Source organism: Pseudomonas brassicacearum, assembly GCF_918698105.1.
In the GTDB taxonomy this organism is placed as follows: domain Bacteria; phylum Pseudomonadota; class Gammaproteobacteria; order Pseudomonadales; family Pseudomonadaceae; genus Aquipseudomonas; species Aquipseudomonas brassicacearum_F.
Genome location: NZ_CAKKMI010000040.1, coordinates 38,695 through 60,040 on the forward strand (window position 1 = coordinate 38,695; position 21,346 = coordinate 60,040).

Annotated in this window: 17 protein-coding genes, 1 tRNA gene and 2 rRNA genes; 3 read left to right on the top strand and 17 right to left on the bottom strand. The window is 62.3% G+C overall.

The features are described from left to right. Positions 1-25 precede the first annotated feature (25 nt). Positions 26-1,468 (bottom strand): NADP-dependent succinate-semialdehyde dehydrogenase, encoded by a 1,443-nt coding sequence (gabD, locus tag LQ215_RS16830; RefSeq protein WP_003196484.1) that lies wholly within the window; start codon positions 1,466-1,468, stop codon positions 26-28. 349 nt (positions 1,469-1,817) lie between these two features. Here gabD and LQ215_RS16835 point away from each other — a divergent pair. Next, positions 1,818-1,894: transfer RNA gene (locus tag LQ215_RS16835), tRNA-Arg, on the top strand. Between the two features lie 62 nt (positions 1,895-1,956). On the opposite strand, the gene LQ215_RS16840 is transcribed toward LQ215_RS16835, so the two are convergent. From LQ215_RS16840 to LQ215_RS16860, 5 genes are all read right to left on the bottom strand, one after another. Continuing rightward, positions 1,957-2,574, bottom strand: coding sequence for a hypothetical protein (locus tag LQ215_RS16840; protein ID WP_230151571.1), 618 nt, complete (start codon positions 2,572-2,574; stop codon positions 1,957-1,959). Continuing rightward, the gene (locus LQ215_RS16845; RefSeq protein ID WP_230151572.1) at positions 2,571-3,143 is read right to left on the bottom strand and encodes an RNA polymerase sigma factor; all 573 of its coding nucleotides are present in this window, start codon (positions 3,141-3,143) and stop codon (positions 2,571-2,573) included. The genes LQ215_RS16840 and LQ215_RS16845 overlap by 4 nt, the downstream gene beginning before the upstream one ends. A gap of 174 nt (positions 3,144-3,317) precedes the next feature. Further along, positions 3,318-4,988 (bottom strand): vWA domain-containing protein, encoded by a 1,671-nt coding sequence (locus tag LQ215_RS16850; RefSeq protein ID WP_230151573.1) that lies wholly within the window; start codon positions 4,986-4,988, stop codon positions 3,318-3,320. A gap of 176 nt (positions 4,989-5,164) precedes the next feature. Then, complete coding sequence (locus LQ215_RS16855; protein WP_230151574.1) at positions 5,165-5,746, bottom strand: hypothetical protein; 582 nt, start codon at positions 5,744-5,746, stop codon at positions 5,165-5,167. A 104-nt stretch (positions 5,747-5,850) separates the two neighbouring features. Continuing rightward, complete coding sequence (locus LQ215_RS16860) at positions 5,851-6,852, bottom strand: zinc-dependent alcohol dehydrogenase family protein (RefSeq protein WP_230151575.1); 1,002 nt, start codon at positions 6,850-6,852, stop codon at positions 5,851-5,853. Between the two features lie 107 nt (positions 6,853-6,959). On the opposite strand from LQ215_RS16860, the gene LQ215_RS16865 reads away from it, so the two are divergent. After that, positions 6,960-7,838 (top strand): LysR family transcriptional regulator, encoded by an 879-nt coding sequence (locus LQ215_RS16865; RefSeq protein WP_230151576.1) that lies wholly within the window; start codon positions 6,960-6,962, stop codon positions 7,836-7,838. A 9-nt stretch (positions 7,839-7,847) separates the two neighbouring features. Here LQ215_RS16865 and LQ215_RS16870 read toward each other — a convergent pair whose 3' ends face one another. The 3 genes from LQ215_RS16870 to LQ215_RS16880 form a co-directional block, all read right to left on the bottom strand. Continuing rightward, positions 7,848-9,161 (bottom strand): MFS transporter, encoded by a 1,314-nt coding sequence (locus LQ215_RS16870; protein ID WP_230151579.1) that lies wholly within the window; start codon positions 9,159-9,161, stop codon positions 7,848-7,850. A gap of 38 nt (positions 9,162-9,199) precedes the next feature. Continuing rightward, a complete protein-coding gene (locus LQ215_RS16875; protein WP_230151581.1) occupies positions 9,200-9,373 on the bottom strand; it encodes a hypothetical protein in 174 nt (57 codons plus the stop codon). 156 nt (positions 9,374-9,529) lie between these two features. Then, a complete protein-coding gene (locus tag LQ215_RS16880) occupies positions 9,530-10,090 on the bottom strand; it encodes a YbhB/YbcL family Raf kinase inhibitor-like protein (RefSeq protein ID WP_230151583.1) in 561 nt (186 codons plus the stop codon). 140 nt (positions 10,091-10,230) lie between these two features. Between LQ215_RS16880 and LQ215_RS16885 the strand changes: the two genes are divergently transcribed. Then, the gene (locus LQ215_RS16885; protein WP_230151584.1) at positions 10,231-11,763 is read left to right on the top strand and encodes an FAD-dependent oxidoreductase; all 1,533 of its coding nucleotides are present in this window, start codon (positions 10,231-10,233) and stop codon (positions 11,761-11,763) included. Positions 11,764-11,939: 176 nt separating this feature from the next. Here the strand turns inward: LQ215_RS16885 and pgaD are convergent, their stop codons facing one another. From pgaD to rrf (LQ215_RS16925), 8 genes are all read right to left on the bottom strand, one after another. Beyond that, complete coding sequence (gene pgaD, locus LQ215_RS16890; RefSeq protein ID WP_230151586.1) at positions 11,940-12,446, bottom strand: poly-beta-1,6-N-acetyl-D-glucosamine biosynthesis protein PgaD; 507 nt, start codon at positions 12,444-12,446, stop codon at positions 11,940-11,942. Beyond that, entirely contained in the window at positions 12,443-13,798 is a 1,356-nt protein-coding gene (gene pgaC, locus LQ215_RS16895; RefSeq protein WP_060739781.1) for a poly-beta-1,6-N-acetyl-D-glucosamine synthase, read from the bottom strand. The genes pgaD and pgaC overlap by 4 nt, the downstream gene beginning before the upstream one ends. Before the next feature lies 1 nt (position 13,799). Then, positions 13,800-15,797: a poly-beta-1,6-N-acetyl-D-glucosamine N-deacetylase PgaB gene (gene pgaB, locus LQ215_RS16900; protein WP_230151588.1), complete on the bottom strand. Its 1,998-nt coding sequence runs from the start codon at positions 15,795-15,797 to the stop codon at positions 13,800-13,802. Between the two features lie 12 nt (positions 15,798-15,809). After that, positions 15,810-18,290, bottom strand: coding sequence for a poly-beta-1,6 N-acetyl-D-glucosamine export porin PgaA (gene pgaA / locus LQ215_RS16905; protein ID WP_230151591.1), 2,481 nt, complete (start codon positions 18,288-18,290; stop codon positions 15,810-15,812). Between the two features lie 246 nt (positions 18,291-18,536). Beyond that, entirely contained in the window at positions 18,537-20,042 is a 1,506-nt protein-coding gene (locus tag LQ215_RS16910) for a YdgA family protein (RefSeq protein WP_230151593.1), read from the bottom strand. Positions 20,043-20,200: 158 nt separating this feature from the next. Further along, on the bottom strand, positions 20,201-20,839 hold the full coding sequence (locus LQ215_RS16915; RefSeq protein WP_230151595.1) for an NADH:ubiquinone oxidoreductase subunit N: 639 nt from the start codon (positions 20,837-20,839) through the stop codon (positions 20,201-20,203). Positions 20,840-21,023: 184 nt separating this feature from the next. Further along, positions 21,024-21,139 (bottom strand): 5S ribosomal RNA (gene rrf / locus LQ215_RS16920). Positions 21,140-21,246: 107 nt separating this feature from the next. Beyond that, positions 21,247-21,346: ribosomal RNA gene (rrf, locus tag LQ215_RS16925) — 5S ribosomal RNA — on the bottom strand; the annotation flags it as partial.

Here is a 21,346-nt window from a genome sequence, read left to right on the forward strand (position 1 = left end):
TCGTGCCCTTTGCGCTTGAAGCAGATCAGATACCCAGGCAGAGGTATTTGATTTCCAGGTAATCCTCGATGCCGTACTTGGAGCCTTCACGGCCCAGGCCCGAAGCCTTGATGCCGCCGAACGGCGCGACTTCGTTGGAAATCAACCCGGTGTTGACGCCGACCATGCCGTATTCCAGGGCTTCGGCCACGCGGAACACACGGCCCAGGTCGCGGGCATAGAAGTACGAGGCCAGGCCGAACTCGGTGTCGTTGGACATCGCGATCACTTCGGCTTCGTCTTTGAAGCGGAACAGCGGTGCCAGCGGACCGAAGGTTTCTTCCTTCGCCACAGCGGCGTTTTTCGGTACGTTGGTCAGGATGGTCGGCTCGAAGAAGTTGCCTTCCATCGCCTTGCCGCCCGACAGCACGGTCGCGCCTTTGCTGACGGCATCAGCGATGTGTTCCTGGACCTTGGCGACCGCCTTGCCGTCGATCAACGGACCTGTGGTGGTGCCATCGTCCAGGCCGTTGCCGATCTTGAGCTTGGCCACCGCCACTTTCAGTTTTTCGGCGAACGCGTCGTACACCGAATCCTGGATGTACAGGCGGTTGGCGCAGACGCAGGTCTGGCCGTTGTTGCGGTACTTGGAAATGATCGCGCCTTCGACGGCCTTATCCAGGTCCGCGTCGTCGAACACGATGAACGGCGCGTTGCCGCCCAGTTCCAGGGAGACTTTCTTGATGTCCTTGGCGCATTCGGCCATCAACTGGCGACCGATCTCGGTCGAGCCGGTGAACGACAGCTTGCGCACGATCGGGTTGCTGGTCAGCTCGCCACCGATGTCGCCGGCACTGCCGGTGACGACGCTCAACACGCCTTGCGGAATGCCGGCACGATGCGCCAGCTCCACCAGGGCCAGGGCCGAGAACGGGGTTTGCGAAGCGGGCTTGATGACCATGGTGCAACCGGCAGCCAGGGCTGGGCCGGCCTTGCGGGTGATCATCGCGGCAGGGAAGTTCCACGGGGTAATGGCCGCGGTCACGCCAATCGGCTGCTTGATCACGATCAGGCGCTTGTCGGGCTGGTGGCCGGGAATCACGTCACCGTAGATGCGCTTGGCTTCCTCGGCGAACCATTCGATGAACGAGGCGGCGTAGACGATTTCGCCCTTGGCTTCGGCCAGTGGCTTGCCCTGTTCCAGGGTCATCAGGCGACCGAGGTCGTCCTGGTTTTCGATCAGCAATTCGTACCAGCGGCGCAGCTTGTTGGCGCGCTCCTTGGCGGTCAGCGCACGCCAGGCCGGCAGTGCCTTGTCGGCGGCTTCAATCGCCCGGCGGGTTTCGGCGGCGCCCATCTTCGGCACAGTGCCCAGCACTTCGCCCGTCGCCGGGTTGGTGACCTTGATCGTCTGACCATTGTCCGCATCGACCCAAGCGCCATCGATAAAGGCTTGCTGGCGGAACAACTGGGTGTCTTTAAGCTGCATGTCGGCTTTCCTTAACAGCACCGCGCACGCGCGGAGCGAATTAGATTTGTAGAAAGGCGCCTCGGGGGCTGCCGTCAGGGAAATCATTCACCGGGCTGAAGCACAGAAATAACGCACAAAAGCACAGACGTGCGGTTCAGCACCCAGACAAGAGCGTTTGAAATCTCAAACGAATCCTAGGGCCGATAGGGGTGAAGGACAATAGGCTGTTCGAAAAAAAGAACGAAAAAACCGAATTTGCCCGCTTTTTCTGATCAGCGTAGCCGATGCCCGCCCAGGCTCATGAAAACACCGGCAAATCAGCAGCATGGACGCCCGCGATGCATATGAGTATCATGGCGCCCGCGTCGCACCAGTAGCTCAGCTGGATAGAGTACTGCCCTCCGAAGGCAGGGGTCGTGGGTTCGAATCCCGCCTGGTGCACCATCTTCAGAATCAAAAGCCCCAGGTCGCAAGACCTGGGGCTTTTTTGTAGGCGTTGATTTCACTCAACGCTTGCGCAACGCCTCCAACCGCGCCGGCAAGTCCTCCCCAGGAAAGCGCTGATGCAGCGCCAGCAGCTTTTCATCAGCAGCCTTGCTCTCACCCTCCTCGCGCAAACGCAGGATCTCCAACAAGCCTTCCTCCAACGATGGCAGTGCAGCGGGCGCGGGTTTGCTCATTTTCGCCGCCGACTTTTCCGCAAAGGCCTGGTCAGGGCTCGCCGGGGCTCGGGCCAGTTCGCCCTGGGGCGCCATGCGGGTGATCGGCGCGGGGGCGGGCATGGCCGGCGGTGGTGCGGCGGCGACGGCGGGCGCTTGCCGATCGGCGGAAAACTCCATCGAGGCGGGTGAGGCCAGTTCGTCGTGGGGCACGGGGGAACGCAGCACCAGGCCGATCATCAGCGCCACGCCAGCGACCGTGGCGAATGCCATTTGCCAGCGCGGCCGTTGGCAGGCCTGTAGCCAGCGCTGCCACAGGCTTGGCGTGGGCCTCGGGGCTTCGCGACGGGCGGCGGCCAGGATGAAGGCGTCCAGGGAGGCCGGCGGCTCGGCGCTGGCGTGTTGGCGAAAATGCTCGATCAGCATTTCGTCGTCGGGATCCGGGGTATGTTTGGTGTCGATCATGCGGATACCTCCTCGGCCAGCAGGCGATGCAATTTCTGCTGGGCGTAACGCAAGCGGCTCTTGACCGTTTCCAGCGGGGCGCCGGTCAAGGCGGCAATCTGTGGCAGCTCCAGGTCGCCGTGCAGGCGCAGCAGGAAGACTTCCCGCTGATCTTCGGGCAAAGCCTGCAATGCAGCGTCGAGACGCGCCTGGTCGCGACTCAGGGTCAGCTGTTGCTCCGGGCTGCTGGTGTCGTCGGGTTGGACGTGAAGCTGCTCGTCGTAGCTGTCATGCAACGGGTTGTGGACACCGTGTTTGCGCCAGTGGTCGATCAAGCGGTTGCGGGCAATCTGGAACAGCCAGGTACGAAAACTCGCCCGGCCTTGTGGCTGGGTGGTGCTGCGGATCAGGCTGAGCCAGGTGTCCTGGAACACTTCCTCGGCCAGTTCGGCCTTGTTGCTCAAGGACACCAGGAACCGGTAAAGCCCTTGCCGATGGCGGGCGTACAGGGCTTCGAAAGCAGCCCCATCGCCGTTGCGGTAGCGGGCCAGCAGCGATTCGTCGCTGGGAGAATCAAGCGCAGCGGGCATGTGGGGGGCGAACTCCTTTCCGATCATTGCAACACAGTCCTGACAGACAACATGGGACCCCTGTGGGAGCGAGCTTGCTCGCGATAGCGGTGCATCAATCAACATCAATGCCAACTGATCCCACGCCATCGCGAGCAAGCTCGCTCCCACAGTTGATCCTCGTCGTGGCCAGGATCAGCGCTTGGCCGCAGGCTCGAGGCTCTGGGCAAGCTCCACCAACTGCACGAACTCGGCACGCAGCCCAAACGGGTCATCACCACGGGCCGAGCGGGCCAATTGCGCGGTGTCCTTCAAGCTCATCGTCCCAGTGTAACGACCATCCCCCTTGAGCTGCTGGGCAAACGCAGCCACAGCAGCCGAGAAGCGCAGGTCATCGCTGGCCTTGTGTTCGTCCTGCACGCCCGCAATCGGATGCTCGATCAATCGACTGCTGCCGCCCTCAGCGGGTTTGTAGCGTACACGCAACATCGCCAATTCGCCTGACTTACCCTCCGACGGGGGTGTGCTGGCATAGCGCAGCGGCTCCAACCAGCCCGGCTGGCCCTTCGGGACAATCTCGTACAAGGCCGTCACCGTATGCCCGGCACCGATCTCGCCCGCATCGACCTTGTCGTTGTTGAAATCCTCACGCTTGAGCGCGCGGTTCTCATAACCGAGCAGGCGATACTCACTGACCTGGGCAGGGTTGAACTCCACCTGCAACTTCACATCCCGCGCCACCACCGCCAGGGTAGAGCTGAGCTGGTCGACCAAGACTTTGCGCGCTTCGAGCAGGTTGTCGATGTAGGCGTAGTTACCGTCACCGGCGTCAGCCAATTGTTCCATCAGGTGTTCATTGTAGTTATCCACACCGAAGCCCAGCGTCGTCAGGGAGACGCCACTTTTGCGCTGGTCCACCGCCATCTGCTTGAGGCTGTCGAAATCACTGATGCCGACGTTGAAGTCGCCATCGGTGGCCAGCAGGATGCGGTTGATGCCCTTGTCGATAAAGCTCTCCCGGGCCATCTGGTAGGCCAGTTCGATCCCCGAGGCGCCTGCGGTGGAACCACCGGCGTCCAACTGGTCGATGGCGTTGCGGATTTTCACCTTGTCGCGCCCCGAGGTGGGCTTGAGCACCACCCGGGACTCACCGGCATAGACCACCAGGGATACCCGGTCCTGATCACGCAATTGATCCACCAGCAGTTTCAGCGTGCTCTTGACCAGCGGCAGCCCTTCGCGACGGTCCATGGAACCGGAAACGTCCACCAGGAACACCAGGTTGGCCGGCGCCAGGTCCGCCACGGCGCGGTCGCTGGCCTTGATGCCGACGCGCAGCAAGCGGGTGTGGGGGTTCCACGGCGTTGGGGCCACCTCGGTGGTCACGCCAAAGGGTGAACCGTCGGTAGGCAGGGCGTAGCTATACGGAAAATAATTGACCATTTCCTCCAGCCGCACGGCACCTTCGGGCGGCAGGCTGCCCTGATTGAGCAAACGTCGCACATTGGCGTAGCTACCGGTGTCGACATCCACGCTGAAGGTCGAGACCGGTGTTTCGGCGACGCTATGGATGGGGTTGTCCGGCAGGTTTTCGTACTGCTCGCGCGGTTCGGTGCGGTAGTCCCCGGCGATGGCATCGTTCGCCATGCTCGGGGCGGGCATCGATGCCGGCTTCATGAGCATGCGCTTGACCGTCGACTGGCGCACTTCGGCGATCTCGCCTTGCACAACGCTGGGCGCCACGGCTACCGGCTCGGCCGGCTTGGCAGCCTCTCGGGAAGACAACCCACAACCGGCCAACGCCACCAGCAAAGTCACGGCGAAGCCTTGGGCAGCAGGACGCATAAAGGGAAGTGGACGGGACATGGGCTGAACCTCGTGAATGAATGATCCGTTCACCAAGTCAGACGCAGGGTGCATGGGGTTCGGGTTAACGACCAAAAAATTTTTTTGATGTGCTGAAAAGACAGCGCTGGCCACCCCAGAGTGGCCAGGCCGTTACCGCGATCGGACCCATCGCCAGCACGTTGCAGCAGGCATTGCTAGCGGGACGGAATGCCGCGCAGATCATCGGCGATGAATCCGCTCAAATGGCCGGTGTAATAGCCTTCGACATCGGAGTTGCCTCTGTTCGTCAGGGCGCCCGCAATACCTCTCATGGCCTCAAGTTGCCCGATCGCCCCACCCGGCATCAGCCCCTGGCGGGCCTGGGCAAAGTGCAGCACTTCGACGCCGGCCTTCTTCACCTTGACCTGATAATTGAAATCGACACTGGCCAGGTACGTACCGTCGGCGACGATCTTGTTCATGAAACCACCTTGGGTGTCTTGAATACGGCGCGCATAGACGGCGTTGATGTCCAGCAGATAGTCAGCGGTTTCCTTGCTGGAGGCATAGCGATTGCCGTCGAGCAGGCGGACGATCAGGTCGGTGTGCAACTGGTCACGGACCTTTTCGTCGGGCAGGAAGCGTTCGTTCTTGCCAACGACTTCAACGTTGAACGTGTCGATCCAATAGGTGGCGGTCTCGGGGATTGCCACCGGCGCGGGAGAGATGTAGTAATCAGGTTTGGAAGCACAACCTGCCATAAGGCAGAGGGCCAGCAACAGGGTAAAGACTCGCATGTTTGAATTCGTCCTTGAGAGGTAGCGGAATGATGGCGGCCGCATTCTACGGGGTTTGAACGAGCGCTCAAGTTGTTTGGCCCCTGGCGGAATGCGGCCCCGTCTCACTCACTCCCGATGTCCACCACGGTTTTCCCCGCCCCACGCCCCTCGGCGACCTGGGCAAAGGCCTCATTGACTTGCTCCAGGCCAAACCGGGTTTGATCCACTTTGATCCGCAACACTCCAGCCTCAACCAATGCGGCGGCCTCCCGCAAGATCTGACCATGGTGTTCGCGCCCCTTGCCGGTCAGCAGCGGCATCAACGTAAACACCCCGGAATAGCTCGCCCCCCGGAACGACAACGGCGCGAGGCTGTGCTGGCCCCAGCCGAGGCAACTGAGCACATGGCCGGTGTAGGTTTTCACCGCATTGAACGACGCATCCAGGGTCGGGCCGCCCACGGTGTCGTAGACGATGTCGAAACCTTCGCCATCGGTGTACAAGCCCACGTAGCTGTCGGTGTCCTGGGTCCGATAATCGATGGCTGAAGCGCCCAGTTCGCGGATGAAATCCAGGCTGTTGGCCGAGCCCGTGGCGTAGACATCGGCGCCCCGGGCCTTGGCGATTTGCACGGCCATTTGACCGACGCCGCCCGCCCCGCCATGAATCAGCACCTGCTGCCCGGCCCGGACGTTGGCGCGATCGACCAAGCCTTCCCAGGCCGTGATGAAGGCCAGCGGCAAGGCGGCCGCCTCGCGCATGCTCAGGGAGCGGGGCTTGGGGGCAATCAGGCGGGCATCGACCGCGATGTATTCGGCCAGCGCGCCTTGGGCCCCGCCGATCCCGCCGGCCATGCCGAACACCTCTTCGCCAGGCGCGAAGTCATTCACGCCCTCTCCTCGCTCAACCACCGTCCCGGCCAGGTCAATCCCCAATACCGCGGGCAGCGGCTGGCGTGCGTGGGCCCCGCCTCCCGCCGCGATCTTGGTATCCAGCGGGTTGATTCCGGCGGCATGCACCTTGATCAATACCTGGCCTTTGTCGGGAATGGGCCGGGAGATGGAACGGACAATCAGCGCAGCCTGAGCGGTTTCGGCGACGGCGGCGAACATGGTGTTGTTCATGACGGTAAACCTCCAATGAGTGGGCAGGTTCATGGTGCGGGCGAAGACACATTCCGATAAGTGAGCAACAATGGATAGGATTTATTCCACACAGGGGCCAAATCCTGATGGATCTGTTCGACGCAATGCAGGTGTTCGTGCGGGTGGTGGAGCGCGGCTCGTTCTCGGCCGTCGCCAGGGAACTGAACCTGGGCCAACCGGCGGTGAGCAAACAGATCCGCGCATTGGAGCAACACCTGGGTGGGGCACTGTTTGCCCGCAGCACCCGCCATCTCGCACTGACCGACCAAGGACAGCGCTTCTACGCCGAGAGCAAGGACATACTCGCCAGCCTGGACGCGGCACGGCTCAGTTTCGCCAGCGGGCAGGAACAGATCGCCGGCCTTCTGCGCGTGGCGGCGCCCGTCAGTTTCGGCCGCTTGTGCATTGCGCCGTTGGTGGGCGAGTTCCTCGCGCATCACCCACAGCTTCGGATCGACTTGAGGCTAAGCGATCAGAACGAGGATGTGTTGAAGGAAAACATCGACGTTGCCATTCGCATTGGCGCGGTGAAAAGCGAAGGGCTGGTAGCGATTTCCCTCGGCGACAGCCCGCGCCGGGTGTATGCCTCCCCCGCCTATCTTCAACAGCACGGCACGCCCCTCGCACCGGCTGACCTGGCCGGCCATAACTGTTTGGCTTTCACGCTGCTGGAGCATTACGACGTCTGGCGGTTCGACCAGGATGGCCGACAGCACAGCGTCACGATCAAGGGCAACGCTACCTGCAACAGCAGCGAGGCGATCCGGGAAATGGTGCTGTCGGGGCTGGGCGTTTCGCTGTCACCGCAGTGGTTGTTCGCGGCCGATATTCGCCAGGGAACCGTCTGCACCGTGCTTGCCGATTACCAGCCACTGGCGCTGCCCATCAGCGCCGTGTTCAGTCACGACCGACGCCGCTCGGCACGCACCCGGGCCTTTGTGGATTTTTTGCGCGAGCGGCTTTGAACAGCCAGATCAGGACTCACAAGCCAATGACGGCTGCGCAGCCTTCCCATGGCGCCCTGGAAAATACGCCGCCGCAGCCACGCCCACCGCGCCCATCACCACGCAATACCCCACGCACACCCACGGGCTCCACGGCACCAGTGCAATCAGCATCAGCGGGGTCATGCTAGCCCATAGCGCATAGGCGATGTTGTAGGTAAGCGAGATGCCGGACACGCGGATCTTCGGCGGGAACAGGCTGACCATCACCGAAGGCACCGCACCCACCACGCCGCAACCCAGCCCGGCCACGGCGTAGGCCAGGCCCAGCCAGGCGCTGCCGCTGATCAGGCTGGCGTAGAGCACGGCGATGCCCACGGGCAGCAGCAGGCTGTAGAGCATGACGGTGCGCCAGGCGCCGATGCGGTCGACGATGAGGCCGGCCAGGACGCAACCGATGTTCAGGAACACGATGCCCAGGCTGCTCAGGGCGAAGGTGTGGCTGGGGGTCATGCCGAAGCTTTTCTGCATCACGGTCGGGGTGATGACCACGAACACCACCACGGCAGAAGTCAGCACGCAGGTCAGGAGGGCGGCGGGCAGCAAGGCCTGGCGGTGGTCGCGCAGGACCGTGCGCAACGGCAGCTCCGCAGCGCCTTCGCGATTGGCTTGCAGGGCCATGAAGATCGGCGTTTCGCTCAGCCAACGGCGCAGCCAGACGCCGATCACGCCGAAGACGCCCCCCAGCAGGAACGGCAGGCGCCAGGCGTAATCGAGAATCTCTGCCGGTGTGTAGATCCGCGCCAGCGCCGTTGCGGTCAGGGCCCCCAGCAAGTAGCCGAAGGTCAGGCCGGCCTGGAGGAAACCTAGGGCATAGCCGCGATGATGCAGCGGCGCATGTTCGGCCACGAACACCCAGGCGCTGGGCACCTCGCCGCCCACCGCCGCCCCCTGGAGGATACGCAGCGCCAGCAACAGCAACGGTGCGAAATAACCGATTTGCGCGTAGGTCGGCATCACGCCGATGAGCAGGCACGGCAAGGCCATCATCAGGATGCTCAGGCTGAACACGCGCTTGCGCCCCAGGCGATCGGCGAAGTGCGCCATGAGAATGCCGCCCAGCGGCCGGGCCAGGTAGCCGGTGGCGAAAATCCCGAAGCTTTGCAGCAAGCGCAGCCAGTCGGGCATTTCCGGCGGGAAGAACAACTGGCTGAGGGTCAGGGCGAAGAAGACGAAGATGATGAAATCGTAGATCTCCAGCGCGCCTCCCAAGGCAGCCAGGCCCAGGGTCTTGTAATCGGATCGGCTGAATCGGTCACCGGGTTGAACAGGGGTGGCAGTCATAGGCAGATTTGAACGATAGGTTGAAAGAGGGCGACGGCTCAGTCGTCGCGATCAGTGTCCACCGGTTGGACCGGTGATTGGCCTGGCTCGGCGTCTTCGGCCTCGTCGGCAGGCAGGAAATCCTTGCGGCTCTGGGCGATGGCCCGGCGCATCTCGTCGCCCTTGGTGGGGCAGTTCAGGAGGCGGGCGATGCCGTCGGTTTTTTGCGTCATCGCCATCCTCCGGCATGAGTGAACAGGGGCTCGATAGTGCTCGCTTTTGGCGCGTGATGCCAATGTTGCGTCGGGGTGTCAGCGCGACTGTGGGGGGCTGCTTCGCAGCCCAGCGGGAGCAAGCTCCCTCGCCACGGTTTTTTTGTGTTGTTCGGGTCAGCGATGGTAGCGGCGCACGACGCTGCTGTTGCGCAGGACGTGGCCTTTGATTTTTTCCATCAGTTGGGCCCGTGTGAGGCCGGCGGGCAGGGCTTCCGGCGGCAGGTCCAGGGCGAAGAGCTGGATCAGGTAATGGTGAGCGCTGTCGCCGATGGGCGGGCAAGGGCCGATGTAGCCGTGGGTGTCCTTGCTGTTGATACCGCTCATGCCTTCCAAGGAGGACTTGGTACCGGCGCCCGCCGGAATCTGCCGCGTGGTGGCCTTGATGCCGTAGTGGATCCAGTGGTCGACACCCTGGCCCCGCTGGCCGTCCGGGTCCAACATGACGATGGCGTAGCTGAGGGTGCCCGGTGGGCCGGCGTTCCAGCTCAAGGCCGGAGAAATGTTCTTGCCACCACAGGTGTTGGCGTCACTGGCCGCTGCCGCCGTGAAGAGGCGGTCGTCCGACACGCCGGGAATGCTGAGGGTAAAACGCTCCTCGGCTTGGACAGCCCCTTGTGCGCACAGCACCAGGGCGACGGCCGCCAGCCAAGGGGAAAGAGAGTTCAATCGGGTCATACCGGGGGCACCTTGTGCGTGTCTGGCCATGGACGGCTTGCGAACTATAGCCGCAGCTTCGCCAAGGTTGCAGTGACAATTATGCTGAACCTCGCTCCGGCCCTGCGACTCCAAAAGGAAATGCCTGCCGGAGAATGACCATGTCTCTGCATCAAGTCGCCCGTTTCGCCGATGTTCGCGAAGACCGCGGCCTCGAAGTCAAAATCGACGACACGTCCATCCTGCTGTTGCGCTCCGGTGATCAAGTGCGCGCCTTCCAAGGCAAATGCCCGCATGCCGGCGCACCACTGGCCAAGGGCGCGGTATGCCATGGCCGGCTGATTTGCCCGTGGCACAAGGCGGCGTTCCGGGCTGAAGACGGCGCCCTGTGCGAACCGCCGGCCCTCGACAGCCTGGCGCGCTATCACGTCGAGGTCCGGGACGGTGACGTCTGGGTCGACGATCAACCACTGCCATCCGATAAAGTGCCGCCTGCCGATGATACGCGCACGTTTGTCATCATCGGCGCCGGTGCGGCCGGCACGGCTTGCGCGGCGGCGTTGCGCGAGAAGGGTTTTGGCGGACGAATCCTGATGATCGACCGCGAAGCCGAAGCCGGCTACGACCGTACGGTGCTGAGCAAGTATGTGTTGGCCGGCGACATGGCGGTCAACGAGACGGCGCCGCTGCGCGATGAAACTTATTTCACCCAGCAACGCATCGAAAGGCTCCACGGCGAGGTCACCCATTTGGACCCCGACGCTCGGCACATCCAACTCGCCGACGGCCGGCGCCTGGACTACGACGCCGCGCTCATCGCCACTGGCGGAGTCCCCAAGGTGCCCGCGTTGCCCGGTATCGATTTGCCGCAAGTCTTCGTGCTGCGTTCGATTGCCCACGCGCGGCAGATTCTCGACACGGTCCGGCCAGGGCAACGGGCGGTGATCATTGGCGACAGTTTCATCGCCATGGAGGTCGCCTCGTCCCTGCGCAAGCGCGAGCTGAACGTTACGGTCCTGGCCCGGCATCCGGTGCCGTTCGCCGCACAGCTGGGTGAAAGCGTCGGCCAGGCCATCCTGGCCAGACACCAGGTCAATGGCGTGGTGTACCGCACCGACAGCGAAGCGGCGCAGATCGAGGGGGCGGGCAAGGTCGAAGCCGTGGTACTGGAAAACGGCCAGCGCGTTGCCGCGGACCTGGTGATCATCGGCATCGGCGTGCGCCCAGCCACCGAACCTTTCGCCGGGTTGCCACGGGAGCAAGACCAGTCACTGTCCGTTGACGCAGGCATGCGAGTGACCGATGGCTTATGGGCCGTCGGTGATATCGCGACCTTCCCCCTGAACGGCGCGCCTGCGCGCATCGAGCATTGGCGCCTGGCCCAGCAACAGGCCCGCATCGCCGCGGCGAACATGCTCGGCGGCGACGAGCACTATCTGGACGTGCCGTTTTTCTGGACCTATCACTTCGGCAAACGCTACGACTACCTCGGCCACGCCGAGCACTGGGACGAAGTGGAATTCAAGGGCACGCCAGAACATCCGCCCTTTATTGCCCTGCTGGGCAAGAACGGCCTGGTTGCCGCCGCAGTGGCCTGTGATGAAGGCCGGGCCATGGCGGCGTTGGCCCAGCGCATGAAACAACCGTTGCCGGTGGACGAGGCATGGCGGCTGATCCGGGATTTTTCGTCCTAGCCCCAAATCCCCTGTGGGAGCGAGCCTGCTCGCGATGGCGGTGGGTCAGTCGACTTCAATAGGGCTGACACGACGCCATCGCGAGCAAGCTCGCTCCCACAGTTTTGTTCTGGGTTGACCAAAATATCCGCCACAACCCCAATCCCCCTGTGGGAGCGAGCTTGCTCGCGATGGAATCAATGCACGGACTGATCCGCTGACAAGTGGATAACCCGTGGCCGCTCCAGTGGCGCCAGGGGCGGTGGCTGCAAGTCGGGGCTGAGCAAGTGGAAATGCGGCACGACGTGGCTGATGTCGCCGTCCTGGTTGTTGTGGATGATCTTGGAGCCTGGCTGGCGCAGCGTGTCCAGGCGCTCGTCGGTCAACTTGAAACTGGCGCTCAAACCCTGGTCATTCACGACCGGGGCCGGCGACCGGCGCTGGGCGAAGCTGCGGCTCTTGCGCTGTTGGTAACGCGCCCAGGTAATCAACAGCAGCGCGTTGACCAAGGCGATCCAACCATAGACCTGCAAAGTCCCCAAGGTATCGAACAGCGACCCTCCCAGACGCGGGCCGGCCTGGCTATCGAACAGCGGCCATAGCCCGTTGACCAGCAGGTACAACAGCCCCACCCACGCCAGCACGGTGAAAAACGCATCGATGACCACCAGAAAAGGTCGTTGTCGGGTCCTGATAATTTTCATCGGATCACTTCCTCTTCCTGATCATCGAACGGTTTGATACCGCGATCCGGACTGATCCAGCGCGCACGCTTCTGATGCTGCCCGAACAGCACTTTTGGAAAACTCACCAGGGTGGTGAAAAGGCTGATCAGCCAGAACACCAACGGGTACCAGACCACCCAGAACATGATGTGCCACAGGCCTTTTTCGTAACGCCGATCAATCAGGATGCTCACCGCGAATTGCAGCAGGCACACCACCGCCAGCAACAACCCGGTGAAGGCTGGCGGCATGAGGTGATCGACCGCGATGGCCGCTGGCATTTCGACGAATTTGCCGGCGCCCCAGAAAATCACCGACAGCAGGAACGTGAACGCCCAACCGGTGGACAGGCAATATTCGAACAACAGCGGCCACAGGTAGCGGTGACGGTACTGCCAGATACCACGGATGTTCTTGAACAACACCTCGGCGCCACCCTGGGCCCAACGTAGCCGTTGCCGCCACAGGCCACGCAGGGTTTCGGGCATGAGGATCCAGCACAGCGCGCGCGGCTCGTAGAAAATGCTCCAGTGATCCAGTTGCAGCTTCCAACTGATGTCGATGTCTTCGGTGATCATGTCCGGGCTCCAATAGCCAACCCGGTGCAGGGCGGTGCGCCGGAACGCGACGATCACGCCGGACACGGTGAAGATCCGCCCAAAGACTCGCTGGGTGCGCTTGATCAGGCCGATGATCGAGGAGAACTCGCCCACCTGGACCCGGCCTATCAGAGTCGAGCGGGTGCGGATCCGCGGATTGCCGGTCACCGCGCCGAGGCGGGCATTGTCCAGCATCGGCGCCACCAGGTAGGCACAGGTGTTCGGCGCCAGCAGCGCGTCACCGTCGATGCACACCAGGTATTCGCTGCGCGCCGCTATGGCGCCCATGCGCAGGGCCACGGCCTTGCCCTGGTTTTCCGCCAGGTGCAACACGCGCAAGCGTGGGTCTTCAGCCGCCAGCTGATCGAGCATCTGCGCGGTGTTGTCCTTCGAGCCGTCGTTGATGGCGATGACTTCGATGTTCGGGTAATGCTGGCCCAGCGCCGCGTGGATGGTGTCGGCGACGTTATCGCCCTCGTTGAAGCATGGGATCAGGATACTGATCAACGGCTCGCCGGCCAGGGGCGGTGGCAAGGTGTCGTCCTTCCACGGCCAGTGACGCTCCCAGTGCAGCCAGAAATACAGGCCACCGGCGATCCACAGCCCGGACATGAACAGTGGGTAAAAGAACACGAAGTCCATCAGGAATTGCCCGGTGACCAGGAAGATCAGGCCCAGGGGCACCCCAAGGACGATCGCCAGCACCAGCAGGGCGAGCAGTCTGTCGAGCATGTCAAGGATTCCACTTGTTGGAGAGCGCCGGCCGCACGATTTTCACCGCGGGCTGGTCTTCGATGAAGTTGTCCGGGTAGTAGCCGAAACTGGTCACGCCTTTGCGCTTGAGGCGCCCCATCCAGTCGGCCAGTTGTTCGCCGTCGATGTCGCTGACCGGCTTGCTGTGCCAGTCCCGGGCCTGCAATTCGAACACCGTGCGCTTGAGCGCGCCGGGGCGTGCCTTGACGGTGTCCACCAGGCGCTCGAGCCAGGGGCCGGACTGTTCGCGGGTCTGCTTTTCCATCAACGGCATGGCCATCGGTGCCGTCCAGTCGTAGGCGCCGAGGAAGTCGTCAAGGTTCTGGGCGAACCAGGCTTCGCTGTCAGGATTGAGCATCGGTTCGGCAAAGATATTGCGCGCGGTGCGCACCTGCGGGCCACGAATCGCCCGGACCTTGGCGGTCAGCTCATGGGTGAAGTCGATCAGGTAGCGGCTCTTGAAGCGCGTCCAGCGTTGCATCGCTGCAGGATCGGCCCGCAGGGCGGCAATGGACGTCGGCAGGCCGTTGGCGGCATAGACCTTCAGGGCTGCGGGGCTGGCATCCTCGAAGTCGGAGAACACCGCGTCGTCATGGTACAAAACGCCGTCCACCGAGCTCATCCGCGCCAGGTCTTCGTAGAGCTCGCCGATGACCTTGCGCACGTTCGGGTCGAACGGCGACAAACGCGCGTACTGGTCCGGGGCAACGCCGGTCTTGCCGGTTTCCGGATCCCAGCGCTGTACCCGCGGCAGCTTCGCGTCCAGGGCAAAACTGAGCACCGGCATCCAGGCATAGACCTTGGCGTTGGCCCGGGTGCGCAACTGCCATGCAACCCGGTCGAACAGGTCGGCGCGTACCGGCAGGTGACGGTTGGGGAAGTACAACGAATGCACGAGGCCGTCGCCTTTCGGGTCGGCGAAGGCCTGCAGGAACACGGTGTTGGCGCCCAGGTCGTAGATGCGCTGGACCAACTGGCCGACATTGGCCTCCTGCTGCACCGGGTCCGGATCGTAGACGTAATCCAGGTCTACATGCACCACGCGCATCGGGTCAATCGTCTGCACCGACACGATGCTTTCGGCGAAATGGGCGCCATCCGGATCGGACGCCACCAGGAAGCGTGGGCCGCTCATCAAGTTATCCAGGCTGTCGAGGCCGTCTTCCAGGGTCAGGGCCATCTGATAGCCCTCGCTGCCAATCACTTGCAACGCCGTGCCGTCGGCTTCCCCGTATGGCCAGACCCAGACGCGCGGGCTGTAGCCGGTGACCTTGCGAATTTTCTCGGAAATGGCCGCCACGTCCTTGCGCAGGCGAGCCTGGAAATCGGCTTCGGTTTCATAGCGACCGGTGGCGGGATCGTAGCGCCGGGTGGTCGCCGCCGGTTGCTGGTTGCCTTGTGGGTTAGCGAGGATACCCTTGTGATTGGCATCGGTGTGGGCGGCAATTTCCACCAGGCCCGATTTCGACACCTCACGAATCTGCTCCCAGGTCAGGAACTCGGCACGCTTGCGCGGTACCCCAGCGAAATCCACCGTTTGGTTCAGTGGCGTATCCACCCAACTGCCGACCGGGGCGAGGATCGCCGGCCAGTTATAGGCGCGCAGGATGGGCATGACGCGGGTGTAGAAGCTCGAGTAGCCGTCGTCGAAACTCAGCAGCACCGCACGCGGCGGCAGTTCCGGGCCGCCGTTGCGGGCGGTGATGATCTGATCCACCGTGACCGGCTGGTAATTGTTTTCCCGCAGCCACGCCAGTTGCTCGATCAAGCGTTCGGTGCGCACGGCCACCAGCGCTTGGTCCGGGTCACGGTCGTCGACATCGTGGTAGGCGATGCCGAGCACATGGTTCTTTGGCCACGGGGCGTCATTGGCCGCCAGCGGGCGCTGCGAAGGCGGCGTAAACGCCGGGGCTTGCTGGGCACAAGCGCTGATCAGCAAGGCCCCCAGCAGAAGGATGAATCGCGAAATGACAGGCATCTTCAAACTCTTCTAGAAGCGATAGGTGAGGTCGACAAGCAGGCGCAGATCGCTTTCGCGATCACCGTCGTAGGGGCGGTTGAGCCAGCTCAGCGCGGCGCCAGCCTCCAGCACATCGTTCCAGATGAAACGCTGGCCGTAGCTGAGCAATCCCATGGCCGCGGTGTTGTAGTCGCGCTGGCTGTAGGTACCGGCACCGACCTGGAACTGCTGGCTCCACGTGGTTTCATAGCGGCGGTGCAACACGTGATTGACGCTCACGGTCGGCATGACGCTGAAGTCCGCTTTCGGATTGAAATAAGGCACTTCGTTGGAACCGCTGTTGCGGCTGGCCCCCACTTCCAGGCCCAGCTCCACCTGCACACGCGGTGTGCTGTAGATGCCTTCGCGACCGGTCAGCTGGGTTTCGAGGCGGTTGTTGCCATCGCTGAAATGGGACGGGCTGAGCGCCAGTCGCCACTCGCGGCTTTCATTGGCCCGCCAGCGTACGAAACCGCTACCGCCGTTGGCGCGAATGCCGCTGTTGAGCGCCCGCAACGGGGTATTGGCCGAGAGATAATCCAGGCTGGCGCCGTACTGCCAGTGATCGTCGATGTCCCGGGCCACGGCCAGGCGCGCGCCCTGCTTGTCGCCGGAGCCATAGGAATGATTGGAGACCTCGGCCTCCAACGTCATGTCCCGGGTGCGACGCTCGACGCCCAGGCGCTGCCAGCGGTGGTGGCCGGTGCCTTCCTCGAAATCACCGGTGGCGTAGCCGGCACCGCCGAACAGCCGCCAGTCTTCATCAATGGGCGGGCTGTAGAGCAGCGTCTCGATACCAAAGTCCCGGCTGCCAGTGACGGCACCGGCGTCACCATTGCCACCGCCATAGCTCTTGCCGGTATAGGCCTCGATACGCAGTTCGGCCATGTCATGTACGTCGCGCTGGCGTTGCAGGCGTTTGACATGGGCGTTTTCCGGATAGCGGGCGACGACGTCGTCGGTCAGTGCATCCATCTGCCGCCATTCCTGCAAATCCATGGCTGCGCGGCCCTGGGCGATTTCCAAGTCACGGTTGCGCGGGATCGTCGCCTCGACCTCCTTGAGCAGGTTTTCCGAACGACGCGGCCAGTCACGGGCCTGGTACAGATCGGCCTGGGCCAGGCGCATGCCGGTGTTGCCGGGGCCTTGGTTGACCAGGGTGTCCAGGCGCGCTTCGGCAGAAGGCAGGTCGGCGCCATAGGTACCGGCCTGGGCGGCGAGTTGCTGGGCGTCCATCCACGCATCGTTGGGGTTGCCGATCGGCAGGCCCTTGAGTTCGATGCGCGGGCGCTGGGTTTTCGCCATGTCTTCGGCCAGGGCGCGGGCCTCTTCGGATTTTTCACTTTCCAGCAACGCGTAGTAGAGCGCGGTGCTGTCCTCGAAGCGTTCCGCAGGATCGGCATCCGGCGCCGCCAGTACCCGGCGGTACAGCTCGACGGCGATTTCCGGCTCCCGCTGCTCCAGGTAGGAAGAAGCCACCCAACGCAGGGCATAGGTGGGAATGCTCACGCCCTCGGCGATCAGCTTCTGGTATTCGGCAATCACTTCAGCCCGACGGGCGCGGGCGTTGAGGGCGCCCATGCGATCGATGCGCCAACGGAGTACGTCGTCTTGGGCCTCTGCCACGGGGGTCCAGGTGGCGAGCAACTTATCGTAGTCGGCCAGGGCGCGGTCGGCAATGACGAAACGCTCCTGTTCGCTGCGGCTGGCCATGTCTGCCAGGCGCACCCGTTCGGCGGCTACGTCACCCTCCAGGCGGCGCTGCACGCCACGCTCGATCAGCCCCGGCTGCAGACGCGCCAGGCGCAGCGCCGGCTCAGGCAACCGCGCGCGTTGCAGGGCGTAGATGTATTCGCGCGCGATCTCTGGGTGGTTGCCGGCGCGGGTGAAGGCCTGGTCGTATTCGAATAGCGCTTCGTGGGGGTTGTTGGCGCGGGTCAGGGCATAACCCAGTGCCAGTCGACGCAGCGGATCTGTCGGTTTGGCAGCGACCATGGCCTTGGCGCGAGTGACGGCTTCGTCGGGCTGGCCTGCATCGGCCTGGGTTAAGGCCAGGCCGAGTTGCAGGTCGGGGTTCTGAGGATCGATCAGCAGGGCCTGGCGGTACAGCTCTTCCGCCGAATCCCAACGCTTGAGGTTTCGATAGGCGCGAGCCGTAGCGGTCAGCGCCTGGACAGGCAGCACTCGATGGCGGCCCTGGGTTTCATAGACCGTCACCACCTCGGCGTCGAGCCCGGCCCAACTGGCAATCTGCAAGTGGTCGCTGATCTGCGCAGCGCTGGCCTGGCCGGTCGGCACCTGGCGCAACGCGGTCAGCGCAGGCGTGTAATGGCCGGCACGGGCGTCGAGCACCATCTGGTCATAGGCGGTATCGGCAATCGCCAGCAACGGCCAGCACAATTGGCTGCACAGCGCGACGCGAAACAACGGGCGTAAACCACGTTGCATAAAAGGACCCACAGTACGCGGCATTCGTCAGCATCCTTACATGGCCAGCCGGGTCGCAGTGCCCCCTTGCCCATCAAACAGGAAGCCGGATCAAAGGAATCCAGCCAAGCTCTAATGGGCCTAGTCTTGCACTCTCAGGCGGGTCATCTTCTGGAACGCCACAATTCTTCAGAATCGCTACAGATTTCGGCGCAGGGCTGATCGCTAGGCGTAAAAAAACCCGGCCCATGCGTCATGCACGGGCCGGGTTTGGGGTGTTGCTCGAACGCGTTACTGGATGGCGACGCCACCACCCAGCTTGCTCATCACGAATGCCGTGAATTGCTCGACGGTCATTTTCTGGCCGTTGAAGTCGACCTGATTGTTGGCGTAGTGCAGCTTGGTGACGACATCGTTGCCCTCAAGGGTCGCCAGTTGAGTACCGACGGCCATGGCGCTGAACATATCGCTGGTGGCGGTGGCCTGATCGGCGATCAGCTTGGCATCGGTCTGGCCTTCCATCTGTGCCTGCACAGTCATCAGGTCCACCAGCATCGGCTTGGAAACCTTGAGGTTGAAATCCAGCAGGGCGAGCAACTGACGGCCCAACTCATCCGGTGGCAGGTCCATGGACTGCGGCTTGGCCAGATCAACGATCAGGCTGGCACGGCTTTCACCGTTGGCGGTGTTGAACGACAGATTTTCCAACGCCACTTGCGGGGCGCCGGCCAGGAGTTTCTCCAGGTCGGCCTTGACCTGCGCTTCTTCAGCTTCGGTCAGGCTCAGCTCTGGCGCCGGCTCGCCGGCTGCTGCGGCCTCGGCAGCCGCTTTTTCGTAAGGTTGCAGCTTGGTCTGGTAAATCTGCATCAGCGACATGGTGGCCGGGATGTCCAGGTTCTTCAGGCTGACTGCCATCTGCGCCGAACCAATGCTCTTATCGTTGAACGACAACTCACCGATCTTGTAATCGGCACGCCCCGACGCGCTGGTGCCGCTCTCGGTGCTGCTGTTCTTCATCTCGAAATTCTTCAGGCCCAGCACCGACTTCGGCTCACCAAAGGTGGCCTTGGTGTTGCTCAGCAGCAGGGTGTTGTCACCCATGTAGTAACCGTAGGAGCTTTTGCTCAGGTTACTGGCCAATGTCAGGCCGTTCAGCTCAACCTGCACCGGAGTCTGGTCTTCGGCAACGGTGGTCAGCTTGAAGCTGTCCATGTAGCCGTCGGCCTTGACCTTCTGTCCCTGGGCGCTTGCAGCCAGGTCGATCTTAAGACCGGAGAAGGTGAGCTGGGATTGCTCATCCAGCTTGGTATCCACGGGCAGCAGCTCGTAGGTGCCATTGATGGATTGGTCGTAACCCAGGTTGACCACACCTTTGAGCGGCGATTGGTCCTTGGTGGCGGCGAACCACTTGTCGGTCAGCGGATTGCGTTCAAGGGCGGTGTGACTGGTGGCCATGACCGGCAGCCATTTGAGCGTTATCAAGCGCGAAAATGGCAGTGGGCCGTGTTCGATCTGGTCGACGAAGAGCAGCTCAACCGGCTCGCCACCGAAGATCTCGCCCTCGCCCTTGAGGCGGTAGTGTGCCGTGCTGCTGAACGTGCCACGATCCATGGAAACCAGCTCCAGGGTGGCCGTGCTGTTAGACCCGGCCAAGGCTGTCTGCATCTGCTTGTTGCTGTCGGCAATAGCGTTCGTCAACACGCCTTCGAGTTTGGTCCCGGTGTACCAGGCGCCGCCCGCGCTGACAGCACCGACAGCCACAACGATTCCCAGAAGTATGCTTGCTGATTTATTCATGAGTGACCCGATCGATATCCATGGTTGAACAAAGCCGTCGTCTTCCCTGACCCGCAAAGGGTGTGGCTCGACGCCGTAAAAGAGGAGGGGAGATTACCATCAGGCACCCCTGCGGGCCCAATGTTTAAAGGGGTAAAAACGTTTTCTTGCGAGGTGGTCTACGAATATTGAACTTCGATCTCGTCAAGCTGATGGTCGAACGTCTTGAGGCGGGCCGTCCAGGTGTACACCAGCACTTCGAAATCGCGATTGATCACTGCCGCGCCCGATGATGAGTCTGCGCGTGAATCGCAGAAGTCCAGTTGATAGCGCTCACGGGCCATGGCATTAGCCACGTCACACAATTCTCGGGCGTTGTTGAGCCAATGCCAGCCGTCCTGGGTGACTTGCTTGTCCAAGGCAGCACATTGGGTTTTCAGGGCTTCCAGGCTCTTTTCCAGCGGGGTACCGGTGAGTTCTCCCATGACTTCCTGGAACGTGCGCCCAGGCTGCCAATAGCTGCCCCAGAAATAACGGTCAAACACCGTTTCGACGCGGCGCAGCGCAACCTTGGTGTCCCAAATCAAGACCAGGGTCTTGCCTTGCTCAAGGTGTTTTTTCTTGATGCGTTGGCCCTGAAGCGAGGCCCAGGCCACGATTGCGATGGATATCACGCCAATCAACGCTGCCGCGCTATCGAGGAACAACAGCGCCTTGTCGATTTGATGAGTGAGCATGACGCCATAGAAATAAGTGGCCGAAAGCAGCAGCAATGCCGCGGTGGCGCACCAAAAGCCGGGAGCATAAGGGTTTTTCATTATTGGAATCCCCATGACCAGTGACGTCGTGGGTCCTCTTGATCGCTTGATCGTCAGAGCCCGACTATCACAGCATAGCAACGGCGTTGGGGGTTTGCCGGGGCATCAGGGGCTCGATCCGATTACCGGCCCAAAACGACAAAACCCCTGGCTGCTGATGCAGACAGGGGTTCTGGGAATTCAATCTTGACGATGACCTACTCTCACATGGGGAAACCCCACACTACCATCGGCGATGCATCGTTTCACTGCTGAGTTCGGGATGGGATCAGGTGGTTCCAATGCTCTATGGTCGTCAAGAAATTCTGTGACCGACCCGTTCAACAGCAACGTGTCGGTAAAATTGATGACTTCTACTAAAAACAAAACCCCTACCTGCGTCAGCAGATAGGGGTTTCGGAATTTAATCTTGACGATGACCTACTCTCACATGGGGAAACCCCACACTACCATCGGCGATGCATCGTTTCACTGCTGAGTTCGGGATGGGATCAGGTGGTTCCAATG

Excerpts from the sequence above, each read along its gene's own strand:
- LQ215_RS16870 (WP_230151579.1), bottom strand. The coding sequence starts at position 9,161 with ATGACTGCCACCCCTGTTCAACCCGGTGACCGATTCAGCCGATCCGAT.
- LQ215_RS16860 (WP_230151575.1), bottom strand. The coding sequence starts at position 6,852 with ATGAACAACACCATGTTCGCCGCCGTCGCCGAAACCGCTCAGGCTGCG.
- pgaD (WP_230151586.1), bottom strand. The coding sequence starts at position 12,446 with ATGAAAATTATCAGGACCCGACAACGACCTTTTCTGGTGGTCATCGAT.
- pgaC (WP_060739781.1), bottom strand. The coding sequence starts at position 13,798 with ATGCTCGACAGACTGCTCGCCCTGCTGGTGCTGGCGATCGTCCTTGGG.
- LQ215_RS16915 (WP_230151595.1), bottom strand. The coding sequence starts at position 20,839 with ATGAAAAACCCTTATGCTCCCGGCTTTTGGTGCGCCACCGCGGCATTG.
- LQ215_RS16885 (WP_230151584.1), top strand. The coding sequence starts at position 10,231 with ATGTCTCTGCATCAAGTCGCCCGTTTCGCCGATGTTCGCGAAGACCGC.
- LQ215_RS16850 (WP_230151573.1), bottom strand. The coding sequence starts at position 4,988 with ATGTCCCGTCCACTTCCCTTTATGCGTCCTGCTGCCCAAGGCTTCGCC.
- gabD (WP_003196484.1), bottom strand. The coding sequence starts at position 1,468 with ATGCAGCTTAAAGACACCCAGTTGTTCCGCCAGCAAGCCTTTATCGAT.
- LQ215_RS16845 (WP_230151572.1), bottom strand. The coding sequence starts at position 3,143 with ATGCCCGCTGCGCTTGATTCTCCCAGCGACGAATCGCTGCTGGCCCGC.
- pgaA (WP_230151591.1), bottom strand. The coding sequence starts at position 18,290 with ATGCCGCGTACTGTGGGTCCTTTTATGCAACGTGGTTTACGCCCGTTG.
- LQ215_RS16910 (WP_230151593.1), bottom strand. The coding sequence starts at position 20,042 with ATGAATAAATCAGCAAGCATACTTCTGGGAATCGTTGTGGCTGTCGGT.
- LQ215_RS16865 (WP_230151576.1), top strand. The coding sequence starts at position 6,960 with ATGGATCTGTTCGACGCAATGCAGGTGTTCGTGCGGGTGGTGGAGCGC.
- LQ215_RS16875 (WP_230151581.1), bottom strand. The coding sequence starts at position 9,373 with ATGACGCAAAAAACCGACGGCATCGCCCGCCTCCTGAACTGCCCCACC.
- LQ215_RS16855 (WP_230151574.1), bottom strand. The coding sequence starts at position 5,746 with ATGCGAGTCTTTACCCTGTTGCTGGCCCTCTGCCTTATGGCAGGTTGT.
- pgaB (WP_230151588.1), bottom strand. The coding sequence starts at position 15,797 with ATGCCTGTCATTTCGCGATTCATCCTTCTGCTGGGGGCCTTGCTGATC.
- LQ215_RS16840 (WP_230151571.1), bottom strand. The coding sequence starts at position 2,574 with ATGATCGACACCAAACATACCCCGGATCCCGACGACGAAATGCTGATC.
- LQ215_RS16880 (WP_230151583.1), bottom strand. The coding sequence starts at position 10,090 with ATGACCCGATTGAACTCTCTTTCCCCTTGGCTGGCGGCCGTCGCCCTG.